This window comes from Pseudomonas putida (assembly GCF_028682635.1).
Taxonomy (GTDB): domain Bacteria; phylum Pseudomonadota; class Gammaproteobacteria; order Pseudomonadales; family Pseudomonadaceae; genus Aquipseudomonas; species Aquipseudomonas putida_AE.
On the sequence record NZ_JANHLK010000005.1, the window covers coordinates 62,323 to 77,228 of the forward strand.

12 protein-coding genes and 1 pseudogene are annotated in these 14,906 nt (G+C 60.6%); 8 read left to right on the forward strand and 5 right to left on the reverse strand.

Features of this window, described 5'->3' with window-relative positions; genetic code table 11:
- The first annotated feature begins 298 nt into the window (after positions 1-298).
- The 3 genes from NPS56_RS07980 to NPS56_RS07990 all read left to right on the forward strand — a co-directional run bounded on the left by NPS56_RS07980 (position 299) and on the right by NPS56_RS07990 (position 6,662).
- Positions 299-2,236, forward strand: coding sequence for a DUF1302 domain-containing protein (locus tag NPS56_RS07980; protein ID WP_274074191.1), 1,938 nt, complete (start codon positions 299-301; stop codon positions 2,234-2,236).
- 30 nt (positions 2,237-2,266) lie between these two features.
- Positions 2,267-3,631 carry a DUF1329 domain-containing protein gene (locus NPS56_RS07985; protein ID WP_274074192.1) on the forward strand — a complete coding sequence of 455 codons (1,365 nt, stop codon included), beginning with the start codon at positions 2,267-2,269 and terminating at the stop codon, positions 3,629-3,631.
- A 292-nt stretch (positions 3,632-3,923) separates the two neighbouring features.
- Positions 3,924-6,662 (forward strand): LuxR C-terminal-related transcriptional regulator, encoded by a 2,739-nt coding sequence (locus NPS56_RS07990; RefSeq protein ID WP_274074193.1) that lies wholly within the window; start codon positions 3,924-3,926, stop codon positions 6,660-6,662.
- Positions 6,663-6,745: 83 nt separating this feature from the next.
- Here the strand turns inward: NPS56_RS07990 and NPS56_RS07995 are convergent, their stop codons facing one another.
- The 3 genes and pseudogenes from NPS56_RS07995 to NPS56_RS08000 all read right to left on the reverse strand — a co-directional run.
- Entirely contained in the window at positions 6,746-7,360 is a 615-nt protein-coding gene (locus NPS56_RS07995) for a hypothetical protein (RefSeq protein WP_274074194.1), read from the reverse strand.
- Positions 7,357-7,584 carry a DUF2515 family protein gene (locus NPS56_RS31310; RefSeq protein WP_425313621.1) on the reverse strand — a complete coding sequence of 76 codons (228 nt, stop codon included), beginning with the start codon at positions 7,582-7,584 and terminating at the stop codon, positions 7,357-7,359. The genes NPS56_RS07995 and NPS56_RS31310 overlap by 4 nt, the downstream gene beginning before the upstream one ends.
- Positions 7,560-8,153 (reverse strand): annotated as a pseudogene (locus NPS56_RS08000) (PAAR domain-containing protein); the annotation flags it as partial. The gene NPS56_RS31310 and the pseudogene NPS56_RS08000, both read right to left, overlap by 25 nt.
- Positions 8,154-8,375: 222 nt before the next feature.
- Here NPS56_RS08000 and NPS56_RS08005 point away from each other — a divergent pair.
- Both NPS56_RS08005 and NPS56_RS08010 read left to right on the forward strand, forming a co-directional pair.
- Complete coding sequence (locus NPS56_RS08005; RefSeq protein WP_046818992.1) at positions 8,376-9,020, forward strand: MBL fold metallo-hydrolase; 645 nt, start codon at positions 8,376-8,378, stop codon at positions 9,018-9,020.
- A 103-nt stretch (positions 9,021-9,123) separates the two neighbouring features.
- Complete coding sequence (locus NPS56_RS08010; RefSeq protein WP_274074196.1) at positions 9,124-9,864, forward strand: OmpA family protein; 741 nt, start codon at positions 9,124-9,126, stop codon at positions 9,862-9,864.
- A gap of 164 nt (positions 9,865-10,028) precedes the next feature.
- Here NPS56_RS08010 and NPS56_RS08015 read toward each other — a convergent pair whose 3' ends face one another.
- The gene (locus NPS56_RS08015) at positions 10,029-10,463 is read right to left on the reverse strand and encodes a YhcB family protein (RefSeq protein ID WP_008060245.1); all 435 of its coding nucleotides are present in this window, start codon (positions 10,461-10,463) and stop codon (positions 10,029-10,031) included.
- Between the two features lie 144 nt (positions 10,464-10,607).
- Here NPS56_RS08015 and NPS56_RS08020 point away from each other — a divergent pair, with 144 nt between their 5' ends.
- The 3 genes from NPS56_RS08020 to zapE all read left to right on the forward strand — a co-directional run bounded on the left by NPS56_RS08020 (position 10,608) and on the right by zapE (position 13,802).
- Positions 10,608-11,237: an alpha/beta hydrolase gene (locus NPS56_RS08020; protein ID WP_274074375.1), complete on the forward strand. Its 630-nt coding sequence runs from the start codon at positions 10,608-10,610 to the stop codon at positions 11,235-11,237.
- A 24-nt stretch (positions 11,238-11,261) separates the two neighbouring features.
- Positions 11,262-12,617: a tryptophan--tRNA ligase gene (locus tag NPS56_RS08025; protein ID WP_274074197.1), complete on the forward strand. Its 1,356-nt coding sequence runs from the start codon at positions 11,262-11,264 to the stop codon at positions 12,615-12,617.
- 90 nt (positions 12,618-12,707) lie between these two features.
- Positions 12,708-13,802: a cell division protein ZapE gene (gene zapE / locus NPS56_RS08030; protein WP_274074198.1), complete on the forward strand. Its 1,095-nt coding sequence runs from the start codon at positions 12,708-12,710 to the stop codon at positions 13,800-13,802.
- Positions 13,803-13,943: 141 nt separating this feature from the next.
- On the opposite strand, the gene NPS56_RS08035 is transcribed toward zapE, so the two are convergent.
- A complete protein-coding gene (locus NPS56_RS08035) occupies positions 13,944-14,864 on the reverse strand; it encodes a GlxA family transcriptional regulator (RefSeq protein ID WP_274074376.1) in 921 nt (306 codons plus the stop codon).
- Between the last annotated feature and the right edge of the window lie 42 nt (positions 14,865-14,906).

Consider the following 14,906-nt stretch of genomic DNA (forward strand, 5'->3'; position numbering starts at 1 on the left):
CAAGCAAGCGCTTGGCTTGTCAAATCCGTATTTTCAGCCATTCTTGCCGTGCCGACACCTGTCGGCTTGGCAAAGGACTGTTCCAGAGTGGTCGGCAGGCTCAAATCACACTTTAGAGGGATCAAGCAGTACTACCTGCTGGCTATAGTCCGCTCAAGGATTTTTAAGAACGGAGCAAACGCACAAACCGGGGCGATGCAACTTTGGAGTGACTTTGGGAAGCCATGGCTCCCTGTTATCCAAGCGTTTTTAGAAGTGCTATTTGCCATAACAATAAAATGCACATGGAGTAGCGTCGATGACATCAGTAAACCAGTTCTGGCGCCGGGCTAAACTGCCTCTGGCCGTCAGCCTTGCCTCTACGCTCGCCGGGCCTGCATTCGGCGTCAGTTTCAACATCGGTGAAATCGAAGGTCAGTTCGACTCTTCCCTGTCGATCGGCGCGAGTTGGTCTACTGAAAGCGCCAACAAAAACCTCATCGGCGTCAACAACGGCGGCCGCGGCCTGTCCCAGACTTCCGATGACGGTCACCTGAACTTCAAAAGCGGTGAAACCTTCTCGAAAATCTTCAAGGGTATCCATGACCTTGAGTTGAAGTATGGCGACACCGGCATTTTCGTCCGTGGCAAATACTGGTACGACTTCGAGCTCAAGGACGAGAGCCGCCCGTTCAAGGACATCAGCGACGACAATCGCAAGGAAGGCGCCAAGTCATCTGGCGGCCAGATCCTCGACGCCTTCGTCTACCACAACTACGCCATTGCCGATCAGCCAGGTTCGGTACGTCTGGGCAAGCAAGTGGTGAGCTGGGGTGAAAGTACCTTCATCGGCGGCGGCATCAACTCGATCAACCCGATCGATGTGTCCGCATTCCGTCGTCCCGGTGCCGAGATCAAGGAAGGCCTGATTCCGGTCAACATGTTCTACGTGTCCCAGAGCCTGACCGAGAACCTCTCCACCGAAGCCTTCTACCAGATCGAATGGGACCAGACGGTCGCCGACAACTGCGGCACCTTCTTCTCGCAACCGGACGTGATCGCCGATGGTTGCGACAATAACCTGGCGGTACTGCGCACCCAGAACGGCCTCAACAGCGCCCTGGCGGCGGCTGGGCTGCCAGCCGGATTGCGCAATGCCGCGATCAACACTCTCGGCGCCCGGGGCGTGACCTGGGGTAACCCGGACGAAGGCGTGATCGTGCGTCGTGGCCCGGATCGCGATGCCCGTGACAGCGGCCAGTTCGGCGTTTCCTTCAAGTACATGTTCGATCCGCTGGACACCGAATTCGGTGCCTACTTCATGAACTACCACAGCCGTGCGCCGATTTTCAGTGGTCACGGGGCCCCGGCGAGCGCCTACAGTGGCGCAGGCCTGGTGGGCGGCCTGGTGGGCAACGGCGTACCCCTGGGTGTCGCGGCGGGCCTGGCACCGACCTTGCTGCCGTTGGTGGTGGCCGGTAACTCCAGCTACTACGTCGAATACCCAGAGGATATCCGCCTGTACGGCTTGAGCTTCTCCACCACCTTGCCGACAGGCACCGCGTGGAGTGGTGAACTCAGCTACCGTCCGAACGCTCCGGTCCAGCTCAACACCACCGACATCCTCTTCTCCGGCCTGACGCCGCTGAACCCTAACGTGTCCGTGCTCCAGGGCACCCCAGGGCAGGATCAACAAGGTTATCGCCGCAAGGAAGTGACCCAGCTGCAAACGACCCTGACCCACTTCTTCGACCAGGTGATGGGCGCCGAGCGTCTGACCCTGGTGGGTGAAGTCGGCTGGACCCACGTTGGCGGCCTGGAAAGCAATTCCAAGGCACGTTACGGCCGTGACCCGAGCTATGGCCCTGGCCCATTGCCAAACAACCAGTGCGTGACCTTGAACAGCGGTACCTTGGCAGGCGGCCCGCAAAACAACGTCAGTCGCTACTGCGAAAACGACGGCTTCACCACGGCCAACTCCTGGGGTTACCGCGGTCGTGCCATCTGGGAATACAACGACGTATTCGCCGGTGTGAACCTCAAGCCGAACGTGGCCTGGTCCCACGACGTGGAAGGTTACTCGCCTGGTCCTGGCGGCAACTTCGAGGAAGGTCGCAAAGCGGTCAGCCTGGGTGTCGATGCCGAGTACCAGAACACCTACACCGCAAGCCTGGCGTACACCAACTTCTTCGACGGCAAGTACACCACCGTGGATGACCGCGACTTCGTTGCGCTCAGCTTCGGCGTGAACTTCTAAGCACTCTATTTTCAGGACGAGCACATACACATGAAAATAACCAAGAGTCTGTTCCACGCCGGTGTCCTGGGGCTTTCGCTGCTGGCGACCGGTGTCATGGCAGCGGTCCCGGCGGCCGAAGCGGACAAGCTGGGCAAGAGCCTGACCCCGATGGGCGCCGAAATGGCCGGTAATGCCGATGGTTCGATCCCGGCCTGGAAGCCCATGCCGAAAAACGCCGGTACTGTCGACAGCAAGGGTTTCCTGTCCAATCCGTACGCCAGCGAAAAACCGTTGTTCACCATCACGGCGCAGAACGTCGACCAGTACAAGGACAAGCTCGCCCCGGGTCAGTACGCGATGTTCAAGCGCTACCCGGAAACCTTCAAGATGCCGGTCTACACCTCCCATCGCGGTGCAACCGTGCCGGATGACGTGTTCGCCGCCATCAAGCGCAACGCCACCAAGACCAACCTGGTGTCCGGTGGTAACGGCCTGGAGAACTTCGAAACCGCCATACCGTTCCCGATTCCGAAAAGCGGCGTCGAAGTGATCTGGAACCACATCACCCGCTATCGCGGCGGCAGCGTGACCCGTCTGGTCACCCAGGCCACGCCACAGCCGAACGGCTCGTTCAGCCTGGTGTACTTCCAGGACCAGTTCGTGTTCCGTGACAAGATGAAGGATTACGATCCGGCGAACCCGGGCAACATCCTGTTCTACTTCAAGCAGAAAGTGACCGCGCCGGCGCGTCTGGCCGGTGGTGTGCTGCTGGTTCACGAAACCCTCGACCAGGTCAAGGAGCCGCGTTCGGCATGGGTCTACAACGCCGGTCAGCGTCGTGTGCGTCGTGCGCCACAAGTGTCCTATGACGGGCCGGGTACCGCTGCCGATGGCTTGCGTACCTCCGACAACCTGGACATGTATAACGGTGCGCCGGATCGTTACGACTGGAAACTCGAAGGCAAGAAAGAGATGTACATCGCCTCCGACGCCTACAAGCTCGACGATCCGAAGCTCAAGTACACCGACATCATCAAGGCCGGCCATATCAACCAGGACCTGGCTCGCTACGAGCTGCGCCGGGTCTGGCATGTGGTTGCAACCCTGAAGGAAGGCCAGCGTCACATCTACGCCAAGCGTGACTTCTACATCGACGAAGACACCTGGCAGGCCGCAGTGATCGACCACTACGACGGCCGCAACCAACTGTGGCGCGTTGCCGAGGCGCATGCCGAGAACTACTACGACAAGCAAGTGCCGTGGTACGCCCTGGAAACCCTGTACGACCTGCAATCGGGTCGCTACCTGGCGCTGGGCATGAAGAACGAAGAGAAGTCGGCGTATGACTTCGGCTTCACCGCCACCACCAGCGACTTCACCCCGGCGGCGTTGCGCCAGGATGGTGTTCGCTAACGTGCACTGACCTGAGGCCGCATCCTCTGGAAAAACGCCCCGACTGGTTCGGGGCGTTTTTTTTCTGTAGGAGCGAGCTTGCTCGCGATGGTCGTCAACGATAACGCTTGAAACCAGGCAGCCCGCGGCGCTCTCTGGTTACTCGTCGGAACGCCGCCCGGAGCAAGCTCGCTCCTACAGTGTTTAGAGTTTTTGTAGCCATTTGTAGCAATAACCTTCATTCCCTCATCGTTTACCGCTAGTCTGCGGACATCTGCAACGCCGCCACCCGCAATTCAAACAAGAGCCGGCCATGACTGATCTGTCCCCACCACCCGGTCCTGCAAGCGTCGCTGTCGCCGCGCTGGACGGGCGCTTTTTCCGACCGCCATTGCCCGACGGCCATGTGTTGCGCCCACGCCTGTGCGAGCGCTTGAGCGCAGGCTTGGGTGGCAGGTTGCTGCTGGTCAGCGCACCGGCCGGGTTCGGCAAGAGTTCGTTGGCGGTGGAGTTCTGTCAGGCGCTACCAGCTCATTGGCAAAGTCTGTGGCTGGGGTTGAGCCCGCGAGACAGCGACCCCGGCCGATTCCTCGAGCGGTTGCTCGAAGGTCTGCAGGACTTCTTTCCGCAATTGGGCAGGCAGTCCCTTGGCTTGTTGAAAATGCGCCAGCGGCATCAGCCGTTCGCCTTCGAAGAATGGCTGGACGGGCTGCTCGACGAACTGGCCGTGCACCTGTCGACGGCCACCCCGCTCTTGCTGGTGCTCGATGACTATCACCTGGCCCAGGGCCCCGTACTCGATCGCTGCCTGCAGTTTTTCCTCAATCACCTGCCCGACGGCTTGCTGGTGATGGTCACCAGCCGCCAGCGTCCCGACTGGCACCTGGCGAGATTGCGCCTGTCGCGCCAGTTGCTGGAACTGCATGAGCAGGACCTGCGTCTGACCCACGATGAAGCCTTGAGCCTGCTCGATCGGCACAGCAGTTCCTTGCGTGGCGAGGCGCTGGAAAACCTGATCCAGCGCAGCGAAGGCTGGGTAGCCGGGTTGCGCTTCTGGTTGCTCGCCGCCTCCGAGGCTGGCACCCAAGGCGCGTTGCCCCAGGCGCTGCACGGCGGGGAAGGGCTGATCCGCGACTACCTGCTCGAAGAGGTGATCGATTGCCTGCCGGCCGAAGTACAAGCCTTCCTCTACGACACCGCCCCCCAGGAACGCTTTTGCAGTGAGCTATGCGACGCCGTGCGCGACGCCCATGACAGCGCCGCGATCCTCAGCTTCCTGGCCGCCCACCAGGTGTTCCTGGTGCCGCTGGACGAGCACGGCCACTGGTATCGTTACCACCATCTGTTTTCCGATCTGCTGCGCACCCGGCCCGGCGCGCAGTCGATGGTGCCGGCCGCGAGCCTGCACCTGCGCGCCTGTCGCTGGTTCAATGCCCAGGGCCTGCTCGATGAGGCGGTCGAGCAGGCGTTGCGGGCAGGACATTTGGACGTTGCGGCCAACCTGGTGCAGAACCTTTCCGAAGAACAACTGCTGGCCGAACAGAACGTCGGCATGTTGCTGCGCTGGAAAATGGACTTGCCCGATAGCCTGTTGATCAGCACGCCGCGCTTGATCGTGCTCTACAGCTGGGCGTTGGGGCTGGCCTGCCAGCTGGACGCCGCCGAGGAACTGGCCAGCCACCTGAGCCGCTTCCTGCCGGCGCCGTCGGCCACCGCGCAAAAGTCGATGCTGGCGCAATGGCTGGCCTTGAGCGGGATCATCGCGCGCGGGCGCGGTAACCGCGAACTGACCATACGATATTGCACCGAAGCGCTGGAGAGCCTGCCGTGCAAGCGTTATGGCCAGCGCTTGGTGTGCCTCTCGACCCTGTCCAACCTGGCCATTGCTGATGGCGACATGTGGCGTGCGAGGAATTTGAACCGCGAGTCCCTGGAGCTGGCGCAACGGGTTGGCAATCCGCTGTTCGAGGCGTTGGCGCACTACGACCGCGCTCGAGTATTGCAGGCGCGGGGTGAAGTGCTGCGTTCGCTGGATGAAGTCCGCCAGGGGCTGCAGCGCCTGCAGGGTTTGCCTGCGCAGAGGCTCTTCGCAGTACGCGCCCGACTGACGCTGTACGAGGGTTTTCTGTTGGCCGTGCGCCTGCAACCCCAAGCCGCACGGTTGCGCTTGCAGGCCGGCTTGAGCGAGGCCCGTGCCTGTCGCGACATCAGCGTGCTGATTGGTCATTGCGTGATCGCCCGGCTTGAGGGCAGCAGCGGCGAGTTCGCCAAGGCCTTTGCCGAACTCGCCGAAGCGGAACGGCTGATGCACATCTGGGACGTGCCGCCGATCTACTACCTGGCGATGATTACCCTGGTCAAATGCGAACTCTGGCTGGCCCAGGGGCGTACCGACCTGGCGCAAGCCTGGTTGACCCGATTGGGTCAGACCTACAACGGCGAGCAGCCGGCCGCACCCCCGGAATTCCATCCGCAACTGCCGCTGCATATCGAATTGCAGCAAGCGTTGCTGGAGGCAATCCAGAACCAGCCGATGCTGGCCGAAGGGCGTTTGAATACGCTGCTGGAAAATGGCCAGCAAACCGGTCGGCAGATGCTCAGTGCCATGGCGCTGACGCAAAAGGTTTCGTTGTTGTTGGGCAGCGGACGCGAACCGGAGGCCCGCAAGGCGCTAATCCAGGCGCTGGACGCCGCAGCCGGGGGCGTGTTGCAACCCTTCGAAGGGCTATTGGCCGAGCACCCGGACTGGCTGCGCGGACAACTTCAACTCTGCACGCCGACCACGGTTTCCCGGGACCTCTCAGAAAAACTTCCAGCCGTGGCCTCTCGCCCGACACCGGAACCCACTCCCGCCTCGGAACAACTCAGCACCCGGGAAATGGCCGTCCTGCGCCTGATTGCCCAAGGCTGCTCGAATCAGGAAATCAGCGACCAGCTGTTCATTTCCCTGCACACGGTGAAAACCCATGCCAGCCATATCAACAGCAAGCTGGGGGTAGAGCGGCGCACGCAGGCCGTGGCGCGGGCGAAGGAGTTGGGGGTGTTGGTGTAGCGTTGCGCGGGTTTTCTTGCTGGCGTCCTAGGCCGTGGTCGCGTCGCCAGTGCAAATCGCACGTTCGTCGTTATGAAGTATGGTCAAGGGTTCGTCCATGGCGTGGCCAGTGACAGCGTGATGAGATAGCGCTCCTCTGTGGGCCGTTTCTGGTCCTTGAATCGATTCACAATCAACATCACTTGATACCGGTTGGACGCGTGCCAATAGGATGTGCCGCCTTTGTTAACGTCCCGTAATTGGGCTCGCCACTCAGGAGTGTCGGCGAATGAAGGGAAGTAATCGACCTTGATGGGGGTCCAGCCAGCGTTGCGCCATTGCTCCTGCAAATCCAGCACGACCTTGAGAGCGTCGTCGAGTAATAGCGGCTCGATTTGTGGGGACATGCGGACACCGTGGATATGTTCATCATCAAACATCACCGTGAAAAAACGGGCCAGAGGCGTTACAAAACCGTACTTGGGATCAATGAAACGCAGGCGTGCATCTGATTTCGGAATACTGAACCACGAGTGCCCGGGAACGGCCGGGCCAATGCTTGCGCTGGAGCGCTGGCGCATGGCTTCGTACGGCTCGCCGATCAACAGGGCGATTTCCGGTTCATCCGAGAGTACTTGAATCGCGGCGGACGTCAGGAGGGCCGCGATCGCCAGTGCCAACGCACCGCGTCGCCAGCCTATGCGCTGCAGCAGGCTCATCGCACGCCTCCACCCCAGGCGATGTCCCGAATCGATTGCTCAATTTGGTCGCGCTGGTCGCTGTGCAGCAAATCGTCAAACTGCGCCGCGGCTTTGAGCACAAAGATCATGCGCCGTTCGATGTCAGCCAGGTTGGCAAAGGGATTACTGCCAAAACCAATGGTGCGTCCGTCCTCGATGGGACGGCACTGGCTGGAAAAGCGAAGGCCGCAAGACCAGCCCACTGGAAACGCGGGTCATGGCGCCACAGCTGGGCGTAGGCGGCATTGATCGCCTTGTTGCGCGCCTTCGGGTCGGCGATCAGCTTACCGCCCGGTGCTACGACGTTTTCGACCCGCTGCTGGTAGCCGCGCCAAAGGTTCTCGCAGACCGTCCCTGGCCGTTCGCTGAGCGTTGGTGTGGGCGCCCGCGCTGAAGTGAAAGTGGATTGTCGTGGCTTCACCGGATTGCTGGGTGCAACGGGCGCGGCCGCCTGTTGAGTGGCACTCCTTGCCACTGGCGGCGCAGCATCCTGTCTGGAGTCGTAGGTGGCGGTGGTAAACGAGGGGATGAACCCGGCGTTGCAGGGGCAGCTGGTGCGGCTGTCCAACGAGCCCGCCATCAGCCTGCCGTGACTGTCCATGAACGAGATGCCACCCTCGATTTCGTAGGTTTTGTCGTTTTTGCCGCAGGACACCGGATCCCCTGCGCGAACATGGGCGAAGCCAAACATCATGATGCGGGTATCGGTCTCCAGCACCTCGCCACCGCAGGTGGTCTTGTCACCCTTGCGAATGAAATATCCCTTTGCCATTGCTAGAACTCCTTGTTTACGATCAAATTGCTCCTGCTCCCGATGGAACGGAGGAGTGGCAAAATGCCGTGCACAGGGTTCTATCCGGGGCTGTCAGACGTAAATCAGACGTTTCCTTGTTTGTTGTAGTCCGCTTCCGCAATCAGGCAGTGGCAATGGGTGGCATCGGCGATGTCGTCGAGCTGTGCGAGAATATGCCATCCATTTTTTCCAGGAACACCCATGGACGCTGCCAAACCTGCGCTGATCCGCGAAACCTTCCCTGTCGGTCCCTTGCAGTGCAACTGCACGATCATCGGCGACCCGATCACCAAAAAGGCCATCGTGGTCGATCCGGGCGGCAATCACGAACTGATCCTCGCGCGGCTCGATGCCCTGGGCCTGAAGGTGGTCAGCATCATTCACACCCATGCGCACCTCGATCACTTCCTGGCCTCCGGCCAGTTGAAGGAAAAAACCGGCGCCACCCTGCATCTGCACAAGGAAGATCAATTTCTCTGGGACAACCTGGAGATGCAATGCCAGATGTTCGGTGTGCCCTACACGCCGGTACCGTCGCCGGACCGCTGGCTGGCCGACGATGAAGAGCTGGCCTGTGGCTGTGGCGTGGCCTTGCACACACCGGGTCATACGCCGGGGTCCATGAGTTTCTGGTTTGCCGACGCGAAGCTGCTGATTGCCGGGGACACCTTGTTCCGCCGCGGGGTAGGGCGCACGGATTTGTGGGGAGGCGATCAGGCGACCATCGTGCGTTCGATCAAGCAGCGCCTGTATACCCTCGACGAAGGAGCGACCGTGGTGGCCGGGCATGGTCCGGACACCCGGTTGGGCGATGAAATGCGCGAGAACCCTTTTGTTCGAGCCTGATTTGTAACAAGTGGAATTTTCACGGGTCGAAATGATCCAACGCCCGCAAGGGTCCGATGCTGAGTCCGTTGCACCACAGAATGCAAAAAAGTAGGAGCTCTACATGTTCACCACGCCTCGTTTGATTATTGTCGCTACTGCCGTGGCACTGTTGGCCGGTTGCGCATCGCCCAACCCCTACGACGGCCAGGGCCAGGGCCAGGGCCAGGCCGATAGCGGCTCCACGGGCATGAGCAAAACCGCCAAGTACGGTGGCCTCGGAGCTCTCGCAGGCGCACTGGCCGGTGCTGCCATCAACCACGACAACCGTGGCAAGGGCGCGCTGATCGGTGCTGCCGTCGTGGGTGCTTCCGCCGCCGGTTACGGCTACTACGCCGACCAGCAGGAGAAAAAGCTGCGTGCCAGCATGGCCAACACCGGTGTCGAAGTGCAACGTCAAGGCGACCAGATCAAGCTGATCATGCCAGGCAACATCACGTTCGCCACCGATTCGGCGAATATCGCACCGAGCTTCTATCAGCCGCTGAACAACCTGGCCGGTTCGCTGAAAGAGTTCAACCAGAACCAGATCGAAATCGTCGGCTACACCGACAGCACCGGTGCCCGCCAGCACAACATGGACCTGTCCCAGCGTCGCGCCCAGAGCGTGGCGACCTACCTGACCTCGCAAGGCGTCAGCGGTGCCAACCTGAGCGCCCGTGGCGCCGGCCCGGATAACCCGGTCGCCAGCAACGGTGACGTCAATGGCCGGGCGCAGAACCGCCGGGTAGAGGTCAACCTGAAGGCGATTCCAGGCCAGCAGTATGGTGCCCAGCAGCAAGGCAACGTTCAGCAGTACCCATAAGCGTCAGGCGTAAAAAAAACCGCCCGATCTTCACAGGTCGGGCGGTTTTTTTGTAGGAGCTGCCGCAGGCTGCGATCTTTTGATCTTGCTTCTGAAAATCAAAAGATCGCAGCCTCGTTGCACTCGACAGCTCCTACAGGGGCTTTTTCACACCTGTAACCTGATTACTTCTTCAGGCCGTAATGCTCATCGAGCATGCCCGGCGCGTTCGGGGCTTTGGGTGCGTAGTCGCGCGGCGGTTCCTGATTGCGCGGCGGTGTCAGGCGTTCCCGTGGAGCCTGCGTTGCGTCGGCGTGCAGGGAGGCCAGCAAGCGTTGACGGGTCTGCTCGTCCAGGGCCAGGCGGTTGGCACCCTCGGCGAGATGATCCTGCACTTCCTGATAGCTCGCAGTCAGTTTCTTGACCAATGTTGCAGTGCTGTTGAAGTGGGTCACCACCTCGTTCTGATAACTGTCGAAACGTTCCTGAATATCGTCCAGCTGACGTTGCGTGCTGCTAGGCGCGGCATTCGGCGCCAGGCGAGCGATCAGGAAACCAATGGCGACACCCACAACCAGGGCAAGAGTCGGCAACAACCAAACTAAGAGCGAGTGTTCCACGAGTCCTTCCTCTATAAACGGCTTTGCTTTACGTTAACGGCTCGAACCTGCGCTGTATACCGCGATTCGCTCGCAATAGACAGTTGCAGACAATTTGCTAGACGAGTCGACCCGATTCGAGGTCACGGAGTTCCTTCCTTGCTTATGCGTGAAACCCCTGTAGTGATTGATGGCCCGGTCGGCCAACTGGAAGCGCTGTACCTGGACAATGAGCAGCCGCGCGGCCTGGCGCTTATCTGCCATCCGAACCCTGTGCAGGGCGGCACCATGCTCAATAAAGTGGTCTCGACCCTGCAGCGCACTGCGCGCGATGCCGGTTTGATCACCCTGCGTTTCAATTACCGTGGCGTCGGTGCCAGCGAAGGCTCTCACGATATGGGCACCGGTGAAGTCGACGATGCCCAATCTGTCGCCGAATGGTTTCGCGCCAAACACCCGGAATTGCCGTTGACCCTGTTCGGGTTTTCCTTCGGCGGATTTGTTGCAGCAAGTCTCGGCGGCCGCCTGGAAGCGCAAGGCGAGCAGCTCAAGCATCTGTTCATGGTCGCACCGGCGGTCATGCGCCTGGGTGCTCAGGACCCACTGCCGCAACACGGCGAACTGACCCTGATCCAGCCGGAAACCGACGAAGTGATCGATCCACAGCTGGTTTACCAATGGTCCGACCAGCTTGAACGTCCCCATGAGCTGCTGAAAGTGGCAGAATGCGGACACTTTTTTCATGGCAAGCTGACCGATCTCAAGGATCTGATCCTGCCGCGTCTCTCGAATTGATTGCAGTCTGACAAGCGATTACCCATGACGACTCGTACCCGTATCCTCACCGGCATCACCACCACCGGCACGCCGCACCTGGGCAACTACGCCGGCGCCATCCGCCCGGCGATCCTTGCCAGTCGTGACAGCAATGCCGATTCGTTCTATTTCCTGGCCGACTACCACGCCCTGATCAAGTGCGATGACCCGCTGCGCATCCAGCGCTCGCGCCTGGAAATCGCCGCGACCTGGCTGGCCGGTGGCCTGGATGTGGACCGCGTGACCTTCTATCGTCAGTCCGACATCCCGGAAATCCCTGAGCTGACCTGGCTGCTGACCTGCGTGGCCGCCAAGGGCCTGCTCAATCGCGCCCACGCCTACAAGGCCTCGGTGGACAAGAACGTCGAGACCGGTGAAGACCCGGACGCCGGCATCACCATGGGCCTGTACAGCTACCCGGTGCTGATGGCCGCGGACATCCTGATGTTCAACGCGCACAAGGTGCCGGTCGGCCGCGACCAGATCCAGCACGTGGAAATGGCCCGGGACATCGGCCAGCGCTTCAACCATCTGTTTGGCCAGGGCAAGGAATTCTTCACCATGCCCGAGGCGCTGATCGAGGAAAGCGTGGCCACGCTGCCGGGCCTGGATGGCCGGAAAATGTCGAAGAGCTACGACAACACCATTCCGTTGTTCAGCAGCGCCAAGGAAATGAAGGACGCGATTTCCCGTATCGTCACCGACTCCCGTGCACCGGGCGAGGCAAAGGATCCGGACAACTCGCACCTGTTCACCCTGTTCCAGGCGTTTGCCACCCCGGCGCAGGCTGACGAGTTCCGCAGCGATCTGCTGCAGGGCCTGGGTTGGGGCGAGGCGAAGAATCGCCTGTTCCAACTGCTGGACAGCGAATTGGGCGAATCCCGCGAGCGTTACAACCAGCTGATCGAGCGTCCGGCGGACCTTGAAGACATCCTGCAGCACGGTGCGAAAAAGGCTCGCGCAGTCGCGACCCCTTTCCTCAACGAGTTGCGTGAAGCGGTGGGTCTGCGTTCTTTCGTTGCCCAGGCTCAAGTGGCCGCAACCACGAAGAAGAAAGCGGCGAAGGCTGCACGTTTTGTCAGCTTCCGCGAAGACGACGGCAGTTTCCGCTTCCGTCTGTTGGCGGCCGATGGCGAGCAATTGTTGCTGTCGCGTCACTTTGCCGATGGTAAAACCGCCGGTCAGGTGACCAAGCAGCTGCAATCGGGCCAGCCACTGGACGTGCGCAGCGAAGACCTGGGCTTCAGCGTCTGGCTTGAAGGCCAGTGCGTGGGCGACAGCCCGGCGTTCGCTGACAGCGCCGCGCGCGATGTGGCGATCGAGGCATTGCGCATCGCGCTGACGCCAGTTCAGGAATAATCAACGGCTCGGCCCGACCAAGGGCTGATTGCCATTCCCACGGGCCATCGCTACAGTGACGGCCCGTTTTTGTTGCCTTGCTAACGAATTATGACGCCCCTAGAACGATATCAAGCTGATCTGAAACGCCCGGAATTCTTCCATGATGCCGCGCAGGAAACTGCCGTGCGCCATCTGCAGCGCCTGTACGACGATCTGGTCGCGGCCGAGCAGAACAAGCCGGGCCTGCTGGGCAAACTGTTTGGCAAGAAGGATCAGGCACCGGTCAAGGGCCTGTACTTCTGGGGCGGTGTGGGTCGCGGCAAGACGTACCTGGTCGACACCTTCTTCGAAGCGCTGCCGTTCAAGGAAAAGTCCCGCACTCACTTCCACCGCTTCATGAAGCGCGTGCACGAAGAAATGAAGACCCTGGGCGGCGAGAAAAACCCGCTGACCATCATTGCCAAGCGCTTCTCTACCGAAGCCCGGGTGATCTGCTTCGATGAGTTCTTCGTCTCCGACATCACCGACGCCATGATTCTCGGCACCTTGATGGAAGAGCTGTTCAAGAACGGCGTGACCCTGGTCGCAACGTCGAACATCGTGCCGGACGGTCTGTACAAGGATGGCCTGCAACGCGCGCGCTTCCTGCCGGCCATCGCCCTGATCAAGCAGAACACCGAGATCGTCAACGTCGACAGCGGCGTCGACTATCGCCTGCGTCACCTCGAGCAGGCGGAACTGTTCCACTTCCCGCTCGACGAAGCGTCCCACGAAAGCCTGCGCAAGAGCTTCCGCGCACTGACGCCGGAATGCACCGCAGCGATCGAAAACGACGTGCTGATGATCGAGAATCGCGAGATCCGTGCCCTGCGCACTTGTGACGACGTGGCCTGGTTCGACTTCCGCGAACTGTGCGACGGCCCGCGCAGCCAGAACGACTACATCGAACTGGGCAAGATCTTCCACGCCGTGTTGCTCAGCGGTGTCGAGCAGATGAGCGTCACCACCGACGACATCGCCCGACGCTTCATCAACATGGTCGACGAGTTCTACGATCGCAACGTCAAGCTGATCATTTCTGCCGAAGTCGAACTCAAGGATCTGTACACCGGCGGCCGCCTGAACTTCGAGTTCCAGCGAACCCTGAGTCGCCTGCTGGAAATGCAATCCCACGAATTCCTCGCGCGCGCGCACAAGCCGTAAGGCGATTCGTAAAATTGAAAAGGCCTGCAAATGCAGGCCTTTTTTATGCACTGAAGATCCCTCTGTAGGAGCTGCCGCAGGCTGCGATCTTTTGATCTTGAAAATCAAAAGATCGCAGCCTGCGGCAGCTCCTACATTGGCTCAAGCTGCTTGCTGAAACTGCTGCCGATACTGGTTCGGCGACAACTCCGTGTGCTGGCGGAACAGGCGTGCGAAGAAACTCGCGTCGTCGTAGCCGACTTCGTAACTGATGGTCTTGATGCTCTTGCGGCTGCCGGACAGCAGGCCTTTGGCGGTTTCGATGCGCAGTCGCTGCAGGTAGTGCAGCGGCTTGTCGCCGGTTGCGGTCTGAAAGCGACGCATGAAGTTGCGGATGCTCATGCCGTGTTCGCGGGCGACGTCTTCGAAGCGGAATTTATCGGCGAAGTGTTCCTCGAGCCAGTGCTGGATCTGCAGGATGATCACGTCCTGGTGCAGCTTTTGCCCACCGAAGCCGATTCTTCCCGGCGAGTAGCTGCGCTGCACTTCATAGAGGATGTCGCGCGCCACGGCCTGGGAAACGTTGGCGCCGCAGAAGCGTTCGATCAGGTAGATGTACAGGTCGCATGCCGAGGTGGTGCCGCCGGCGCAATACAGGTTGTCGGCGTCGGTCAGGTGCTTGTCCTGGTTGAGCTGGACCTTCGGGAAACGCTCCGCAAAGGCGTTGAAGAAGCGCCAGTAGGTGGTCGCCTCCTTGCCATTGAGCAGGCCGGCTTCGGCGAGCCAGAACACGCCGGTGGCCTCGCCGCACAGTACGGCGCCCCGCGCATGTTGCTGGCGCAGCCAGGGCAGGACCTGTGGATAACGTTTGCTCAGGGTATCGAAATCGTCCCAGAACGCGGGGATGACGATGATGTCGGCATTTTCCAGGCCACCATCCACCGGGATCATCACGTCGCTGAAGGTGTTGACCGGTTTGCCGTCGGGGCTGACCAGTCGGGTTTCGAACGCGGGAGTCAGGCCGTGGCCCAGTTGTTTGCCGTAGCGCAGGCTGGCGAGGTGGAAGAAATCCTTGGCCTGCATGAGGGTGGAAGCGAAAACCCGGTCAATGGCCAGGATGCTGAC

Excerpts from the sequence above, each read along its gene's own strand:
- NPS56_RS07980 (WP_274074191.1), top strand. The coding sequence starts at position 299 with ATGACATCAGTAAACCAGTTCTGGCGCCGGGCTAAACTGCCTCTGGCC.
- NPS56_RS07985 (WP_274074192.1), top strand. The coding sequence starts at position 2,267 with ATGAAAATAACCAAGAGTCTGTTCCACGCCGGTGTCCTGGGGCTTTCG.
- NPS56_RS07990 (WP_274074193.1), top strand. The coding sequence starts at position 3,924 with ATGACTGATCTGTCCCCACCACCCGGTCCTGCAAGCGTCGCTGTCGCC.
- NPS56_RS07995 (WP_274074194.1), bottom strand. The coding sequence starts at position 7,360 with ATGAGCCTGCTGCAGCGCATAGGCTGGCGACGCGGTGCGTTGGCACTG.
- NPS56_RS08005 (WP_046818992.1), top strand. The coding sequence starts at position 8,376 with ATGGACGCTGCCAAACCTGCGCTGATCCGCGAAACCTTCCCTGTCGGT.
- NPS56_RS08010 (WP_274074196.1), top strand. The coding sequence starts at position 9,124 with ATGTTCACCACGCCTCGTTTGATTATTGTCGCTACTGCCGTGGCACTG.
- NPS56_RS08020 (WP_274074375.1), top strand. The coding sequence starts at position 10,608 with ATGCGTGAAACCCCTGTAGTGATTGATGGCCCGGTCGGCCAACTGGAA.
- NPS56_RS08025 (WP_274074197.1), top strand. The coding sequence starts at position 11,262 with ATGACGACTCGTACCCGTATCCTCACCGGCATCACCACCACCGGCACG.
- zapE (WP_274074198.1), top strand. The coding sequence starts at position 12,708 with ATGACGCCCCTAGAACGATATCAAGCTGATCTGAAACGCCCGGAATTC.
- NPS56_RS08035 (WP_274074376.1), bottom strand. The coding sequence starts at position 14,864 with ATGCAGGCCAAGGATTTCTTCCACCTCGCCAGCCTGCGCTACGGCAAA.